Genomic DNA, 16,586 nt, shown 5'->3' with positions numbered 1-16,586 from the left:
GACGAATTCAACGTCGCACCTCTCGTCAGCGGATCGCCGCGGCCCGCTCACGGGGGCACCACAGCCGACTCCAAGATCACGATCACGTCCTGGCATGCTGGCACACCCCCCAAAGCCCCGCAAGAACACCCCGCGCAATCCGGCCGCCCCCGCGGACGCGCCCTCCACACCCGCCGTGGGGCCCACGACCGGCCCGCTCCAGCGGCACCGCGCCGGCTCAGAGGAGGTCGGGCTTCCAGATGGTGCGGTCCGGGTAGACGTGGGCCGTCGGGGAGAGTTCGTACGTGCCGGCGTCGGCGTGCGCCGGGACCACCCAGCCGACTCCCTGGTACGCGTACGGAACCGGCTCGCGCGGGAGCGAGCAGCGGGCCGGGTCGGTGATGACCGTGCGGCCCGGGGGGACGTCGACGGGCTCCGGGTTCGGTGCCTCCGGGCAGGGGTGGAAGGCCTTCTGCCGTGCGTACTGCACCCTGACCCGGACGCGGGCCGTTGCCGCGCGGTCGGCCTGGTTGGTGAGTTTCACGGCGAACGCCACGCGGTCCGCGTCCACCCGGGCGCACACCCGCCAGACCACCGACTCCGGCCCGGGGACGGGTTCTCCGCAGCGGCTGTCGGCGCCGAGGGTGTCCTTCTCCAGGCCCGGTCGTTCGAGCGCTGCTGCCGGTACGGGCGCCGCGGTGGTCGTCGCCGCCCGCGGGGGTGCGGGGGGCTTCGCGGCGTCGGGGGTCGTGCGGGTGGGGGCGAGGTGGGCGACGAGGGCGGCCGCCGCCACTCCCGCCGCGGCCGCTGCCGCCAGCCGGGACGCCGTGCGGCGGGAGTGGCGGCGGGTCGCAGGGGTGCCGTCGGGCAGGGGCGTGGTGGGCTCGCCGGGCGCCGTCGCCGGGATGGCGGGCGACGGCGTGTCCGGGGGGCTGTCACGGAGGTGCTCCACCACGCGTTTGCGCCAGTCCCGGGGGTGGAGGTCCTCCAACTGCCGCTGGAGGCCGTCGACGCGGGCCGCGAGATCGGCCAGCCGCTCCGCCCGCGGGCCCTCCAGGCCGAGTTCGCGGACGATGGCCCGCGTGGTGGCCGCGCCGGGCAGTCCCGCGCCGCTCAGCCAGAGCTGCTCCCGCCCCCGCAGCCACAACGACACCTTCGGCGCGGGTGTGCCCAGCCTGCGCGCCAGCCAGTTCTGGTACCGGCCCTGCGCGGCGAGGGCGTCCTTGACCGCCGCCGACCACTCGTCCAGTGCCCCGCCGAACGCCGTGGCCAGCCCGATGAACGACGGACGAGCACCCCCCAATGCGACCACACCCCTGCACACGTTGTACCGACTCACTGAAACCGCAGGTCGGAGCGGTGAAACCGGCGGTGCAGCATTCCACCGCCCGCCACGCCTCCTCCGGCCCCGGACCAGCGGTCATTGTCGTTCTCGGCGGTGCGACGGACGCACCGCTCAGACCGGGGTTCACCCCGGAGAGGAGAAGAACGGCATGATCCGATCACTCACTCGGGCAGGCGGCCGCCGCGCCGCGTTCGCGGTCCCGCTGCTCAGCGCCGCCCTGCTCGGTGCCGCCTCCCCCGCCGTCCTGCCCGCGGGGCAGGCGCAGGCCGCCGCCGGCGGGCGGGTGTGCTTCTTCCAGGACGCGGAGGGGGCGCGCGGGGCCGGGCACATCGCCTGGGCCGTCCGCGACCCGAAGAACGCCGGGCACTGGATCTGGGGCGCGACCGAGAACGCCGAGGGCGACTCGTACACCGAGCCCGGCAAGCCCAACGGCAGCTGGATCGCCGGCGGGTCCTGGGAGGCGCTGCGCAAGAGCCTGAAGCCGGACAGCGGGCACCGGATGGGCTTCTACGACCACTACCGGTGCACCAACACCCCCGGCGGCGACCTGCGGGCGGCGCAGCGCACGTACGAGAACATGAAGGCCAACGGTTACCAGGTCACCCACAACAACTGCCTGACCAAGGCCATCGCGATCTTCCGCAAGTACAGCCCCTCCCTGGGCGGCGGCCGCCTGCCCGACGGTGCCGCCACCCCGCCGAACCGGTACTTCGGTGCCGTCCTGAACAAGGCGCCGGGCTGGGAGAAGGCCCACGTGTACACGCCCGCCAAGGGCCGGGGGTGAGGGAGGGCATGTGCCAGCGCTGCAAGGGCGACGGGAAGTGCACCACGTGCGGGGGCTCCGGTTTCCGGGGCTGGAGCGGGGCGAAGTGCGACAGCTGCAAGGGGAGCGGGGACTGCAAGGCGTGTGACGGCCGGGGCTGACAGCCTCCGCCGCCGTCGCCGGGTCCGTCCGCCCGTTCATCAGAGCAACCCCGCACGAAGCCGACCGGCCGCCGGCCCTCCCGGTCGGCGGGCGGTCGGCGCGGTCGTCCGCCTCAGCGCACGGCCGTGGGGTGCGGGCATCCCGGTAGCGCCGGCCGTTCCTTGGTGCGGACGGCCGGGAGCCACGCCGTGGGGGGCGCGGAGCCGCGCGGGAGACGGACGCGGAACCAGTGGGTGGACCGCAGGCCCTCCTCGTCGATGATGGGCTGCCCGTCGGCCGACTGGCAGTCGGCGGCGAGGACGTCTCCGTGCCACACCCGGGTCGGTACGACGTTGTCCGCGGCGTACGGCTTCAGGGGATCGATCGCCAGGCCCAGACTGCACCGTGGGTCGCGGTCGGCCCGCTCCTGGCAGCCACGCTCCGCGTTGAACACCCGGATCTCGCCGGCCGTCGCGTCCGGACGGCCGGACGGTGCCGGCGGGCTCACCCGTTGCGCGTCCGCGTACAGGGTGGCGCCGGCGATCCCGCAGAGCGCGGTGACGAGGACGGCGGCGCGGGCCCGGCCCCGCAGCCGTCCCGGCACCGTCCCCCGCGTCCCCTGGTGGGCGCGGATGCGGGCGAGCAGGCTCTCGGCGGTGTGCGCGGCGCGGGCCGCGTGGGTCGGGGCGAGGCAGTCGGCGGCCAGCGCACGCCAGAACGGTGGCAGGGCGTCGTCCATGCGCAGCGGGGCGCGCCCCGCGCCGTACTCCTGGACCGCGGCGCCCCGCGCCACGGGTGTGGCACCGGAGAACGGTGAGCCACCGGACGCGAACACCTCGTGGATGACGATGCCCAGGGCCCAGATGTCGGCACTCGGCCTGACCTGCACGCCCAGTTCCCCGAGGGGCGCCCTCCAGCGCTCGGGCGGGAGGTAGTCCAGGGTGCCCAGGGGAGGCACGTACCCGTGCGTCCCCGTCAGCTCGGTGGCGAGGCCGAAGTCCGAGAGCTTCACGGAGCGGTCCGTGCCCAGGAGGACGTTCTCCGGCTTGAGATCGGCGTGGACCCATCCCGACCGGTGGAGGTGGGAGAGGCCCTCGCAGATTCCCGCGATCAGCCGGCCGCGGTCGGCCTCGGGCACACCGGCGTCGACGAGTTCCCGCAGACTGCCCGCGGCCCTTTCCATGACCAGCACGATCGCGCCGTCCAGGGAGGGCCGGTCCGGTGCGGCGAGAACGAAGGTCTCCAGGAACCCGATCAGACGGGGATGCCCCGCCCTGCGCCCGAGTTCGACCTCGCGGCGGGCGGATTCCACGGTCTGGCGCGCCTGGCGCGGCGCGAGTCCGGCGGTCGGCATGATCTTCAGCGCGACGTCGGTGGGGCCCGGAGGCCGGTCCGCGGGGGCCCCGCCGTTCCGGTCCGGGCGCCTGTCGGCCGGCCGCGCCGCGTAGACCGTGGACCAGCCTCCGGACCCGATCAGCTCGGTGACCACCCAGTCTCCCACCCGGTAGCCGGCCGGGAGCAGGTCCGTGCGGTCGCTCTCCGTGGTGCAGCCCGGGCCGTGAGGCGGTGTCATCGCCCCGCCTGCCGCTCCCGCCCGCCGGCGCGTGTCAGGGACGGCAGCAGCGCGAGGTGCTCTTCCCGTACCAGCCCGAAACGCAGCGCGAGCCCGACGATCTCTTCCCGCTTGCCGTTGCGGCGGTCGGCCTTGCCGCGTTCGTCGGTGTCCGGGACGCCGATGCGCAGCTTCTCCTCGGCGAGGTAGTCGATGTGCGAACTGACCGCCCGAGCGGTCAGGGCGTCGTGAGCGCCGTGGCACCTGAGCCGCTCGACGATCTGCGGAGTGGTGGGGACCGCCACGCGGGACTGGTCCCGCAGGCGCGGTTCGCACAGGGCGACGAGGACGAGGAAGTAGGTGGCCGTCTCGTCCAGGGAGTACGCGGTGACCGTGCGGTTCCCCCAGGGGACGCCCATGGCGTCCGGGTCCAGGTAGACGTGGTCGGGCGCGAACACCTGGAAGGAGACGGGGACGTCACCGCGGGTGGGCAGCACCACGCGCGAGAACTCGAACGGGATGGGCGCCCCGACCCGTCGTGGCGGAACCCTCAGGTACTCCCCCGCTCCCTCCGGGTTCTCCACGAGATAGCTGTGGGTGGTGCTGTGGTTCGTCAACTGCCAGTGGTCGTCGGTGACGCGGATCTCCCCGGCGAGCCGGGAGATCGCCGCGTCGGCGAGGCGCAGCTCGACGGGGACCGTCGTGGAGCCCCGTCCGAAGCGGGCGACCTCGCCGGGGCCGAGCCGTAACGTCACCGGGTCACCGCACGGTTCGCCGTCGTCGGCGCCACCACTTCCCTGCGGCAGATGGACGACTACGCCGCTCACCGTTCCCCCTGTTCCACGCGTCGCACTTGCCGGACGAGCGGAACGATACTCATCTCTCAGGGGAGTTCACCGGCGTACTTCGGCCACTTCGGCCGGGACCGTCGCCCGGCGGTCCGGCCGCAGATCTCACGCCGAGGTGTCGCAGGACGGACCGCCGATGCCGAAGGCCGGGGCACGGGGCCTGCGCGCACGCGCCGGGCGCGGATGCCTCGTCACGCACCGGGCGAGGTGGGCGAAGTCACCGTGTGCCGAGGGAAGTGAGGGCGGTTCGGCTGGTTCGCAGCGCGAGCGGACCACCGTTTCGCCCGTTCAGGTGACGAAATCCGAACTCCGGTCCCCCGCTCCGGCCTCAGAGGGCGGGAGCACCCGACACGAGGGGTGCGACCGCGCGATCGCCGAAGGCCGTCCACGGCCGCCACCCGCCGCTCGGCCGGGCCTGGACGCGGGTCCTCATCCGGCCCTCGGTGGTGACGGCGAAGACGTGCATCCGCCCGGTGGGGTCGAGCGCGGCCGCGGGCGTCGCCGCGAGCCGGATGCCGGGCTCGCCGAACTCCCCGCCGGGATCCCAGCTCCCGCCCGGAGCGACCTGCCAGCGGTGGCTGAGCCGGGCGCCGCCGGGCGTCAGGAAGAACGCCTCCAGCCGGCCGTCGGCGTTGACGGCGAACGCCGGGGCGGCGGCGCTCCAGCCGGACATCGGCCGCCACTCGTCCCAGCGGCCGCTCGGCACGGACTGGTGCCGGGAGAAGGTTCCCAGGCCCGACGGTCCGATCGCGGCGACGGTGAGCCGGCCGCTGCCGTCCCCGGCCACCCGCGGTGCGGCGCCGGCGGCGGTGCCGAAGCGGTGCCATGCGGGGGTCCAGGCGCCGCCCGGGGCCTCCTGCCAGCGGTGCTGGATCGCGGCCCCGCCGGGTGCGAGGGCGAACACCTCCAGCCGGCCGTCGGCGTTCGCCGCGACGACCGGTGGCGCGCCCGCGGCCCCGCCGAAGCCGGGCTCCCACGGGTCCCAGTCCAGAGATCCGGGCGAACGCTGCCGTCGTCGCGCGACGGAGGCGCCGCCGGGGCTCAGGGCGAAGACCTCCAGCCGGCCGCCGGCGTCGCGGGCTACGGCAGGGGCGGCGCCGGCCGGGCCGCCGAACTCCTCCCACGCGTACCAGCCGCCGTCCGGCCGCTGCACCCGGTGGTGCAGGTTGACGCCGCCCGGGGCGAGCGAGAACACCTCCAGCGTGCCGTCGGTGGTGCGGCCGAGCGTGGGAACCGCGCCGGCCGGCCCTCCGAAGGGCTCCCACGGCGTCCAGGTGTCGGTGTACGGGTCGATCTGGACGCGCCGCAGCATCGAGCGGTCGGAGGCGTCGAGGGCGAACACCGTGAGGCGGCCGCCGACGTCGAGGCCGGCCACCGGATGGTCCGGGCTCTGCCACGGCGGTGGCGTGTCCCGCCAGGAGAGGGGCGCCACGTACAGCCCTTGCCGGAACCAGCCGGCGGAGCCGGCGTGCCACGTCTCGCCGTCGGCGACCACCTCGACGGCGTGACCGGGCACGTGCCCCGCGTATGCGGCGAGGTCGAAGTGGAACGGGTCGCGGGACGCCAGTACGTCGGTGCCCTCGTAGCCGCCCCGCGGCCCGATGAACAGGTAGTACCAGCCGTTGCGTTCGACGACGTACGGCGACTCCGTCACCGAAACGGTCGCGTCCGTGCTCGCGTCGGTGAACGCGACGCCCGGAGCGCTCCAGTGCAGGAGGTCGGCGGACCGTCGGTAGGAAACGACGTGCCGGCCACCCGCGCCCGAGAGCTCGGTGTAGTACATGACCCACTCGCCGCCGACCCGCAGCACCATCGGGTCACGCGCCGCGAGGCCCCGGAACAGGGGGCCGGACGGCTCGCGGGTCCAGGTGAACAGGTCGGTCGACGTGGCGAGGTTGATCGCGGCACCGTTCTCGCCGCCCGCGGCGTAGAACATCCGGAAGCTGCCGCCCGCCTCGATGACGTGCGGTGCCCACAGGTGTTCCTCGCCGAAGTAGGACGGGTCGACGGTGAGGGCGTCGGGGTGGGTGGCCCACGGCCCGTGCAAGGTCGGCGCGGACGCGTGGGCGAAGGAGATCTCCGCCGCGCTGTCCGGGGATTCGCCGCGCGGTGCGCTGTCCCCGACGATGCCGAACAGGTGCCAGCGGCCCTGGGCCTTGATCAGCGTGTGGTCGTTGAGATAGCGCGGGCCGGCCGGTGTGGACGGGTCGTGGACGTACGCCATCGGGCCCGCTCCGACCCACTCGTGGGGCGGGGCGTCCCCGGAGGCCGCGGCCGCGGGCCGGCCGGCGGCCAGGAACGGGAGGGTGCCCGCCCCGGCGACACCCCGTAACAGGTTCCGTCTGCTGATCGGGAGCATGGGCCTCTCCAGGGGGACCGCGCGGCCGGCGGTGTCGCACGGGCACGGCCGGCCGCGGGTCGTGTGGGGGGACGGTCGGAGAAGGGTCAGTCGAGGGCGGGTCCGGCGCTGTCGTTGAGCCAGATCCAGTCCGACCAGGTGGCGAAGCCGGTCTGCCATGTGTGGTACGTGCCGGCGCGGCTGGTGCCGAAGACCTCGATCCGGCCGTCGGCGTTGGCGGCCGCGGTGACTTCGGTGCCTCCGGTCCCGAAGGCGGCCCAGTCGCCGTAGGGGCCGTTGACGGCCGTTTGCCAGGTGTGCATGGCGGTGGCGCCGTTCACGGCGAAGACCTCGACGCGGCCGTCGGCGGTCCGTTCGCTGGTGAGCTGCGCATCGGGCGGGCCGCCGGTCGGCTCCCACTGCGACCAACCGGCCGGGCCCGTCTGGTACTTGTGGAACACGCCTACCGGGCCGGAGGCGAAGACCTCGAGGCGGCCGTCGGCGTTGTGGTCGGTGGTCAGGTCACGGCCGCCGCCGCCGAAGGTGTCCCACGGGGACCACCCGCCGTTGGGAGCCGTCTGGTAGCGGTGCTGGAAGGTGTCATCGTTGAGGGCGAACACCTCCAGGCGTCCGTCCGGTGCCTTCGCCATCTCGATACGGCTGTCCGGGGGGCCGCCTCCGGTGGGTTGCCATTCGGACCAGCCGCCGTTCGGGGCCACTTGATACCGGTGGAAGAGCCCGACCGGCCCGGATGCGTAGACCTCGATGCGGCCGTCGGCGTTCACGCCGGCCGCGGTGTCCTTGCCGCCGCCGCCGAAGTCCTCCCAGTCGGACCAGCCCCCCGAGGGGGACAGTTGCCAGCGGTGCCGGAAGGTGTTCCCGTTGACGGCGAACATCTCCAGACGGCCGTCCGCGTTGGGTGCGATGGCCAGCTCGGCGTTGCCCGGTCCGCCGAGCGGCTCCCAGGCCGACCAGTTGCCGTTCGCTTCCCGCTGCCAGGCGTGGTGCACGCCGTCGGCACCGGCGGCGAACACCTCGAGCCGCCCGTCCGCCGACCGCGCCGACACCACCCGCCCCGACTCCGCCGGATACACCAGTGGTCTGGGCCGCGGACCGCTGCCCGGGGTACAGGGCAGCACCACGCCGCGCTCCGCGAGGTAGGCCTCGGGGTCGATGCCGTAGGAGGCGGACCGGTCTCCCCAGATCCGCAGGTGCAGGTGCGGACCGGTGGAGTTCCCCTCGGAGCCCATCAGGGCGATCTGCCGGCCGGCCGCGACGTGGTCGCCGACGGAGACGTCCCGGCGGGACATGTGGCCGTATTCGGAGATCCTGCCGTCGGGGTGCTGGATGCGGATCCACTGGCCGTAGTCGCCGGTGTATCCCGAGATGGTCACCTCACCGTCGCCCACGGCGTAGATCGGCGTCCCGACGTCGTTGGCGATGTCGACGCCGTTGTGACCGCTGTGGAAGTGCTGGGAGACCATACCGGCGGCCGGGCACGCCGCGGCGGAGTCCGTGGTGCGGGCCGCGGCCGGAGTCGTGGCCACCAGTGCCGGCAGGAGGGCGGCTGTCGCCGCGAGGAACCAGTTCAGTGCGCGTCGGGACGGTGCGGAAGGCACGAGGCGCTCCTCTCCTGGGAAGTCCGGGGTGAGCGGGGTGGACGTGGGCGTGAGGGGAGCCGGCCGCGCCTTGCGCAGCCGGTCGATGACGGCGCCGATGTCGCGCCGCGACAGGGCGTGGCGGGTCGGGGCTGGTGCCGGCGACAGCTCAACGTGTCCTCCTGATCGGGAGTGGTGAGGTGACAGGACGCCCCCCGGTCGCGGACCGGGATCGTGGCCAGGGCCGAGCCTTCTGCGACAGTCTTCAGTCGATCGCGGGGCCGGAATCGTTCAGCCAGCCCCACTCCGACCAACTGGTGAAGCCGGTCTGCCACCTGTGGTGGACGCCGGCGCGGCTGGTGCCGAACACCTCGATGCGACCGTCGGCGTTGTTGCTCGCGCCGATCCCGGTGCCACCGCCACCGAAGGTCTCCCACGAGGAGTACGACCCGTTCGGGCCGGTCTGCCAGGCGTGGCTCGCGGTGTCGGCGTTGATCGCGAACACCTCGACCCGGCCGTCGACCGACCGGGAGGTGGCCAGCTCGGCGTCGGCGACCCCGCCGGTGCCCGTCCACTCCGACCAGGAGGCCCGGCCGGTCTGCCAGCGGTGGAACACTCCATGGGCGTTGGAGGCGAACACCTCGAGCCTGCCGTCCTGGTTGTAGCTGGCGGTGACGGCGTGTCCACCGCCGCCGAAGTCCTCCCAGGCGGACCAACCGCCGTTGGCGCCCGTCTGATAGAGGTGCTCGAACGTCGCGTCCGACAGCGCGAACACCTCGAGCCGCCCATCGGGTGCGTTCTCGATGGCGAGTCGCGCACGGGCCGGGCCGCCGCCGGTGCCTTCCCAGGGTGCCCAGCCGCCGCTGGGTGCGGTCTGCCAGCGGTGGAACACACCGTTGGTGTTGGAGGCGAACACCTCGATACGACCGTCGGCGTTCTTGCCCGCCGCCAGTCGGTACCCTCCGGTGCCGAAGTTCTCCCAGGCGGACCAACCCCCGCTGGGCGCGGTCTGCCACATGTGATCGAACATGCTGTCCGACAGCGCGAACACCTCCAGCCGGCCGTCCGCGTTGGACGCGACCGCCAGCTGGGCATCGCGCGGACCACCCGCGAACCGCCACGGCGACCAGTCGCCGTTCACCGCGGTCTGCCACGCGTGGTACACGCCGTCGGCGCCGGCGGCGAAAGCCTCCAGCCGCCCGTCCGCGGACCGCCCGGACACCACCCGGCCCGAGGCGTACGGGTGCTCGGGACCACCACCCGTGCCGGACCACAGCGCATGGGCGATGAGGGTCGCGTCGCCGGCCTCGATCGCGTACAGGCCGCGCAGGTCCTCTCTCGGTCGCTGGACGTTCCAGCACACGTCACCGATCGCCTCGTTGTTCCACCTTCCGCCCGGGAACAGGCGTTCCATCTCATCGAGGAAGGCGTTGGTGGCGTAGGCCGGGTTCAGGCGCTGTTCCCGGGTGCCCCACCAGTCCTGCTGCTGGAACAGTCCGAGGCTGGTGTAGTCGACGGCCTGGGAGTAGTTGTTCATGCTGCTTTCCACGATGATCGTGGCGATGGCGATCGCTGCGGCCCTCGGGTTGAGCCCCCGATCCTTCACCGCCTGCGTGACCATCCGCGCGCAGGACACCTTGTAGGCGTTCAAGTAGCCGGCCATCTTCGCGTGCAACTGCGGGTTGAGCTGGTCGGCCATGATCGCGTCGGTGGCCGACGGGCCGGCCGGATCACAAGGCTCCGTCGGAATGGCCAACCCCTCCGGGCCGGCGAAATACCGGGAGACTCCGGACCGTTCAGCGCCCGGGTCCGGACCTGGCCCGGGTCGGGCGATGGCGGCCGAGGGGGTCGTCCCGATGACCAACGCCCAGATACCGGCCACGACGGCCAGTCTGGTGAGCACGCGGTATAAGCCGTTTCCTGCCACTGTGTGCCTTTCCGTCGTGAAGTGCAGTGCAGTGCAGCGAAGTGCAGTGCAGTGCAGGTGCGGTGAAGTGCAGGTGCGGTGAAGTGCGCGGAATCCAGCGCGTTCCCGACCTTGCCGCCTGGCCCGCGCGCCCAGCCGGAACCTCCGGTCGTCGGCGGCCGACAGTAGGGGCCACCGATGAAATGCCGATGGAATCGGCCGATACCACCGGGAGCCGAAGCCGCCCCGCCCGTCGGCCCTGCGGGTTTCATCGGGATGTCATCGGCCGCTGCCACGGTCGTCGGGTGACCTCGGCCGACCGCGTACCGCATCGGAGAGCGGACGCGCAGGCCGACTACTTCGGGAGGATCGAATGCGAGCAAGGCGGATCGCTGCCGCGTCAGCCGGACTTCTGCTGACGGCCGGGCTTTCGGTGGCACAGGCGCCCGCGGCTCAGGCGGCGGCTTCGTGCGAGGGCACCTACACGATCGTCGTCGGCGGCACGGGCAGCTCGTGGAACAACGACGGCTTCTACGGCAACATCCAGCAGCACGTCGGGTACCCCACCCAGATTCCCAACGGCGCGAGCGCCCGGGCAGGGGTCAACGAGCTCAACCGCCTGGTCCGCGACCAACGCGCCGCGTGCCCGGGCCAGCACGTCAAGATGGGCGGGTATTCCCTGGGCGCCGCGGTGGTGCACATCTGGGTCACCGAGAACTGGCAGACGTTCGACAACGTCAACGCCGTTCTCATCGCGGACCCCAAGCGCCAGGCCCCTCCCGGTGCCAACGGCGGAGCCGTGCCGTTCGGCGGTTTCGTCGGTGCTCCGCTCGCCGGTGCCGACAGGTTCTTCGGCAACGTGCCGGTCAAGACGATCTGCCACTGGGACTACGTCTGCGACGAGTCCGCCGGAATCTGGACCTACCCGGACAACCACGTCAAGAACTACCCCGCCGACTTCAACATGGATCACCACAACGACAGCGCCAACGAGCAGTGGTACAACGGCGCCTGGTACCCCGCGTAATCAGCACGGAGTCGGCCCTCGGCCGTGAAGGACCTTCCGTCGGCCCCTCAGGACGTACGCGCGTCCACCCGGCCGAGGGTGGTGAGGCCGAGGCCGACTTCGTCACCGAGGAGAATCATCTGGTGCGTCCGCCGCAGCATCCGGCTCGGAGGAACGCCCAGGTCGTCGGCCAGACGGCGGCGGGTGCGGTCGAAGACGGCCAACGCGTCGGCCTGTCGGCCGTGCCGGTACAGCGCCCTCATCAGCATCGCGGCCAGCGGCTCGTTCAGGGGGTGCGCCGCGGACAGGGCGAACAGCTCGGCGACTGCTTCCGCGTCCTGGCCGAGCCGCAGCTGCCACTCCACCTTCCGCCGCACGATGGCGATCCTGCGCTCGGTGAGCCGCAGGCGCTCCAGTTCGGCGCGCGGCCCGGGCAAACCGGCCAGCAGCTCCTCGTGGAACAGTTCCAGGGCCCGGGCGCACAGGCTTACCGCCTCGGCCGGTTCGCCCGCCCGATGGGCCGCCCCGCTGTCGGCGACCAGTTGCTCCATACGAGCCACGTCCACGTCGACCGCGCCCGGCACGAGCCGGTAACCGCGTCGGGCGTGCTCGATGACCGCGTCCGGGCCGTCCCCCGTGCCCAGGGCCTTGCGCAATCGGTAGATGTACACCGGCACCACGTTCGCGACCGGTGGTTCCGCCCCCCACACGTCGTCGAGCAGTTCCTGCCGGCTGAGGGTCCGCCCGGCGCACAGCGCCAGCGCCGCCAGTACGGCTTGCTGGCGCAGATGCCCCAGCTCCAGGGGCCGCCCGTCATGCCATGCCCGCAACGGTCCGAGTACGGAGATCCGTACCTTCGGCCCCGCCGTCCGGCCGGCGGCGGCCGACGGCACGGGGCGTACCGCCCGCGTGCGCGGGCCGGACCCGGGGACGACCAGGCCGCAGTCGAAGGCGTGGACGATGGCGGCGGCCCGATCGCGCAGACCGAGCTTCACGAGGATCCGTGCGAGGTGTTCGGCCACACCGTCCTCGGAGAGGGAGAGGGCGGCGGCGATCTCGCCGTCCCCCAGGCCGCAGCCGACCGCGGCGAGCACCTCGCGCTCCTGCTGCCCGAGCACGGCGCCGGTCGGGCGGTCGGTGGTGGCGGTCGTCGGCATCACTGCTCCCCGGGCTCCGGACTGGTCGGTCTGACGGACGCCGTCGACAAGGTAGTGGCGGAGCACCGGGCAAGGCATCCGGAACGATCCGGAGTGACAGATCTTCTTCGCCCTCCCCACCGCACGAACGTCGCGGATCGTGCTCCGCGTGGACGGGCGCTCAAAGCCCCCCAGTACACTTCCTGACCCCGTCGCCGCCGACCACGGGGCACGGGCCTCCGCCGTCGCACGTCCACAGCGGTGTGCCCGACCGACTCCGAGCAGGAAGAACGTGTCATGACCCAGCAGATCCTCGAGCGCGTCGCCGGATACGAGCGCCGGTTGAACGCGCTCTTCGAGGAGTACTTCGACACGGTGGGCGCCGCGCTCGATGCGCCGTCGTTCAGCCGGTTCACCCCGGAGTGCCTGCGGTTGCTGCGGGAGTTGTCCTTGCGGGGCGGGAAGCGGATGCGAGTCGTCATGCTGCACGAGGCGGCGCGCCTGGTGACGGACGAGCCGGTCGGCGGACTGGACGCCGCGGCACTGAGCATCGAGCTGCTGCAGACCCACGGCCTCGTGCACGACGACCTCATCGACGACAGCCCCACCCGGCGCGGCGGCCCGTCCACCTACTACGCCTACCGCGAGCGGTTCCCCGACCACCCGCGGACGGCCCTCGGTCTGACCGTGCTCGCGGGCGACCTGGCGCTCGCCCTGTCGTTGCGGGTGCTGCTGGAGGCGAAGGTGCCCGTCGCGCTGCGGCAGGCCATGGTCGAGGTGCAGACCCGGGCGGCGGCCGATACGTTCATGGGCCAGATCATCGACCTGGAACGCGACTTCGCCGCCGCACCGGACGAAGACGTCCTGCACTGCGTGGCCGACTACAAGTCCGCCCGGTACTCGATTCTCGCTCCCCTGCGGCTCGGACTCCTGGCCGCGGGCGAACCGTTGGCGCCCCGGGACAAGGAGCTGCGGGAGTACGCGCGGCTGGTGGGGATCTGCGGGCAGATGCGCGACGACTACCTGGACCTGTTCGGGGATGCGGCCGTCATGGGCAAGCCGACCGGGACCGACCTCCGCGACGGCAAGCACAGCTACACCGTCCGCGCCCTGCTGGCCGCCGTCGATGACGACGCGGAGCGCCGCGTGGTGGTGGCAGCGCTCGGTGACCCGTCCTGCACTCCGGAGACCGTGGCCGCCGTCCGCGAGATCGGGGAGCGCCGCGGGGTGACGGACAGGATGCGGGCGGACATGCGCCGCCATGCGCAACAGGCGTCCGCGGTGGCGACGGGCTGGCGGTCGTGGGGGCGGGAGGAGGCGGTCACCTTCTTCGAGCAGCTGCCGCCGTGGAGCGTCGAACGAGCCAGGTGACGCGGCGCCGAGCGCCCTGCCCTCGTCCCGTCCGTCGGGCGGAGGCGGAGGTCCGCATCGCCCTGCCGCAGACCCAGCCGATGCCCGGCCCGTACCCGGGTCAGGAGGCCGCGGCCGCGTAGTGGTCGAGGTACTCCTGGAGGTGGGGGGCCAACCCGACGCCCGGCTCGGTGGTGTTCAGGTGCGTCCACAGCTCGTTCTCCACCACGAAACGGTAGGCGAACTCCTCGAAGGACGAGGCGCACCGCACCAGTGACTCCGCCGCCGCGGCACGGAACTCGGCCGCCTGTGCCGCGTTCAGCTCCTGCTCGGCGGACTCCATGTCCAGGTCCAGGTGCGAGCAGACCACGAACGTCTCCCCCGAGGGACGCAGGTACAAGTACCAGATGACACAGTCCTGCTGATCCCGGAGGAACCGTACGAGGCGTGCGCCCTCCTCGACCGGGCTCCGCAGCGCTCCGGACAGGTCGCTCCAGCAGCCGGTCACCGACACCTCGTCGAACGCGCGGCAGAGCCTGCCGCTGCGGTAGAAGGTGCGGAAGTCGGCGGGAAGGCGCAGGCCGAGGGGGGCCAGGTCTGCCTCCACGGCCTCGAGGTGCTCCCCGTGACCCGGCTCCGGCCCGTCCGGCGCAGCCGTCCCGCCCAGCCACCCGAAGCCACCGTCGAGGCGGCCGGGGTCCAGGGAGGGCAGGCTCTCCAGCGGGTAGACCTCGTAGGTGAACTCGCACGGCCGGTGGGGGCCGAGGTCGGTGGCGCACCATCCGGTGGGGAAGCGGGAGGGTGCGGTGGCAGGTGCGGGTGCGGACATGAGGATTCCCTTGGATGTCGCCGGTTCAGCGGTACGGTCACATCCTCGTACCCGCCACTGACACACACGACGAACGACGTCCCTTGGAAGTGCGGTACGCAGGGTCCCGCGTACCGGATCGATATCCTGTGCGGGCGTCGGCGGCAATGATGCGAAACTTCCGGTCATGACCTCACCCGAGCTCAGTGACCTGGACTATCTCCGGGAGATCGAGCGCCTCGCCAACCGCGTCAGCGTGGAGGCGTCCAACGAAGGATGGCTCTCGTTCCAGGCAGACCCCGCAGGGGCGACACCGCTCCAGCGCCGTGTGAACGAGCTTGCCCGGGCGCTGCGGCATTACCACTTCGACGGTGACGGCTGCCTGGACGAGGACCGGCCTCTGGTCCGCCTGGTCGGAGCCTCGGTGTTGAAGCCCGGGGCCATGCCGGCCGGGGTGGAGGAGACGTACGAGGAGGTGTGCGCCCGGATCGGCGTCGACGCCCGGCCTGAGGGCTGGGCACTGTGGAACACCTGGAGCGACGGGGACCTGAAGGTGACCATGGTGGTGTCCGCGGTCACGACGACCGAGGGGTTGTTCGAGAACTGGGCGCGCGGGAGGGCACTCGACCCGGTGTCACCGCTGCCCTCCCAGATCGCCCTCGTCCGCCAGGGATGGATAGGACCGATGACGTTCTCACCCCGCGGCGTCACGCGGACAGGTCTCGGCGGTCGGCCACTGTCCTAGTGCCGCATCGGGTGACGTTCGTCCTGTTGTGACGAGCCGTCCGGATGGTGATCCGGGCGGCTCGTCGTACGTCATGCCGGGCGGACGGCTGAGCGTGTCCGGGTCCGCGACGTACCGGCCCGCCCGCCGCATGGGCCTGTGCTGACGGCGCCCCGAACGTCCGGGAGTTTCCGCGCGTCCGACTCCAGAGGGTGATCACCTTCACCGCTCCTTCCATGCCCTCGCCGCCGCGACGCGGCCAGCGCCCCGTCGGGGCAGGAAGAACCCGGGGTGCGGCTATCCGGCACGGTGTGATACGCGGTGTTACACGCCTGTTATTCCGGGCAACTGCTTCGAGGTGGACAGCCGTCGCAACCGGGAAGGCCAGAAGCCGAGGTGAGCCGCGTGAATCGCTGGGAGAACAGCACAGCCGCTGTGCCGGCACAGGAAGTCGTCTGCCTCTCGGCACGCCGGCCCGGAGCTGTCGCGGAGGCGCGCAGGCGGGCACGGGGGTTCCTGCGGGGTCTAAACCCGGCCGTCGAGGAGGGCGTGGGCGACGCGGTCGTGCTGGTCGTCTCCGAGCTGGTCACCAACGCCCTGCGCCACACGGGCGGCACGTGCTCCTTCGAGCTGGCGGCCGCCGAAGGCCATGTCGACGTCTGTGTGCGCGACACCAGCTCCCGTCTCCCGCTCATCCGTCCCCCCGACGTGAGCGGTGAGACGGGCGGGTTCGGACTGTCCTTGGTGCACCGCCTGGCGAACGCGGTCACGGTGACCCGCGAAGGGCGCGGCGGGAAGACCGTCCGCGCCCGCATGGCGCGCCATCCGGCCCAGTCGGCGCACGGGCACGGGGCCGTGCGGTCCCCCTCTGGCGATGCCGCGGAGTAAATGGCCGCGTTGCTTTCTCGATTTGAGTGCCGCCACGGCCGAGACCGGGTGCGGCGGGGTCCCCCGACGGAGAGGCCCGGGCGCACGCGGTGACGCGGCGCCGGCCGCATGGTGCTGGTGCGGACACCCCCGGCCTCGTACGGCTCGTCGTGCGCCCGCCCGCCCCAGGTCCCATCCCCCTTCGTAACGTCTCGACAGAATGGC

General features: G+C 72.6%; 13 protein-coding genes. 5 read left to right on the top strand and 8 right to left on the bottom strand.

Going from position 1 to position 16,586, the window contains the following annotated elements:
• Positions 1-217: 217 nt before the first annotated feature.
• Entirely contained in the window at positions 218-1,291 is a 1,074-nt protein-coding gene (locus ACZ4WZ_RS03710) for a hypothetical protein (protein ID WP_467884633.1), read from the bottom strand.
• 181 nt (positions 1,292-1,472) lie between these two features.
• Here ACZ4WZ_RS03710 and ACZ4WZ_RS03705 point away from each other — a divergent pair, with 181 nt between their 5' ends.
• Positions 1,473-2,108 (top strand): Tat pathway signal protein, encoded by a 636-nt coding sequence (locus tag ACZ4WZ_RS03705; RefSeq protein ID WP_467884632.1) that lies wholly within the window; start codon positions 1,473-1,475, stop codon positions 2,106-2,108.
• 253 nt (positions 2,109-2,361) lie between these two features.
• On the opposite strand, the gene ACZ4WZ_RS03700 is transcribed toward ACZ4WZ_RS03705, so the two are convergent.
• From ACZ4WZ_RS03700 to ACZ4WZ_RS03680, 5 genes are all read right to left on the bottom strand, one after another.
• On the bottom strand, positions 2,362-3,801 hold the full coding sequence (locus tag ACZ4WZ_RS03700; RefSeq protein ID WP_467884630.1) for a serine/threonine-protein kinase: 1,440 nt from the start codon (positions 3,799-3,801) through the stop codon (positions 2,362-2,364).
• The gene (locus tag ACZ4WZ_RS03695) at positions 3,798-4,607 is read right to left on the bottom strand and encodes a serine/threonine protein kinase (RefSeq protein ID WP_467884628.1); all 810 of its coding nucleotides are present in this window, start codon (positions 4,605-4,607) and stop codon (positions 3,798-3,800) included. Before ACZ4WZ_RS03695 ends, ACZ4WZ_RS03700 begins: the two co-directional genes overlap by 4 nt.
• A 349-nt stretch (positions 4,608-4,956) precedes the next feature.
• Positions 4,957-6,987, bottom strand: coding sequence for a DUF8189 domain-containing protein (locus tag ACZ4WZ_RS03690; protein ID WP_467884626.1), 2,031 nt, complete (start codon positions 6,985-6,987; stop codon positions 4,957-4,959).
• A gap of 86 nt (positions 6,988-7,073) precedes the next feature.
• A complete protein-coding gene (locus ACZ4WZ_RS03685) occupies positions 7,074-8,585 on the bottom strand; it encodes a DUF8189 domain-containing protein (protein WP_467884624.1) in 1,512 nt (503 codons plus the stop codon).
• Positions 8,586-8,829: 244 nt separating this feature from the next.
• The gene (locus ACZ4WZ_RS03680) at positions 8,830-10,491 is read right to left on the bottom strand and encodes a DUF8189 domain-containing protein (RefSeq protein ID WP_467884623.1); all 1,662 of its coding nucleotides are present in this window, start codon (positions 10,489-10,491) and stop codon (positions 8,830-8,832) included.
• A 352-nt stretch (positions 10,492-10,843) separates the two neighbouring features.
• On the opposite strand from ACZ4WZ_RS03680, the gene ACZ4WZ_RS03675 reads away from it, so the two are divergent.
• The gene (locus ACZ4WZ_RS03675; RefSeq protein ID WP_467884621.1) at positions 10,844-11,497 is read left to right on the top strand and encodes a cutinase family protein; all 654 of its coding nucleotides are present in this window, start codon (positions 10,844-10,846) and stop codon (positions 11,495-11,497) included.
• Positions 11,498-11,544: 47 nt separating this feature from the next.
• Here ACZ4WZ_RS03675 and ACZ4WZ_RS03670 read toward each other — a convergent pair whose 3' ends face one another.
• Entirely contained in the window at positions 11,545-12,633 is a 1,089-nt protein-coding gene (locus ACZ4WZ_RS03670) for an AfsR/SARP family transcriptional regulator (protein WP_467884619.1), read from the bottom strand.
• Between the two features lie 276 nt (positions 12,634-12,909).
• On the opposite strand from ACZ4WZ_RS03670, the gene ACZ4WZ_RS03665 reads away from it, so the two are divergent.
• Positions 12,910-13,983, top strand: a complete 1,074-nt coding sequence (locus tag ACZ4WZ_RS03665) for a polyprenyl synthetase family protein (protein ID WP_467884617.1) — start codon at positions 12,910-12,912, stop codon at positions 13,981-13,983.
• 100 nt (positions 13,984-14,083) lie between these two features.
• Here the strand turns inward: ACZ4WZ_RS03665 and ACZ4WZ_RS03660 are convergent, their stop codons facing one another.
• Complete coding sequence (locus tag ACZ4WZ_RS03660) at positions 14,084-14,791, bottom strand: hypothetical protein (protein WP_467884616.1); 708 nt, start codon at positions 14,789-14,791, stop codon at positions 14,084-14,086.
• Positions 14,792-14,957: 166 nt separating this feature from the next.
• Here ACZ4WZ_RS03660 and ACZ4WZ_RS03655 point away from each other — a divergent pair, with 166 nt between their 5' ends.
• Entirely contained in the window at positions 14,958-15,515 is a 558-nt protein-coding gene (locus tag ACZ4WZ_RS03655) for a hypothetical protein (protein WP_467884614.1), read from the top strand.
• Between the two features lie 300 nt (positions 15,516-15,815).
• Positions 15,816-16,382 (top strand): ATP-binding protein, encoded by a 567-nt coding sequence (locus ACZ4WZ_RS03650; protein ID WP_467884612.1) that lies wholly within the window; start codon positions 15,816-15,818, stop codon positions 16,380-16,382.
• Positions 16,383-16,586: the final 204 nt, after the last annotated feature.

Source organism: Streptomyces sp. NPDC029122, assembly GCF_055569445.1.
The sequence above is the reverse complement of the archived record's forward strand: the minus strand, read 5'-3'. Positions and strand labels throughout refer to the sequence as shown.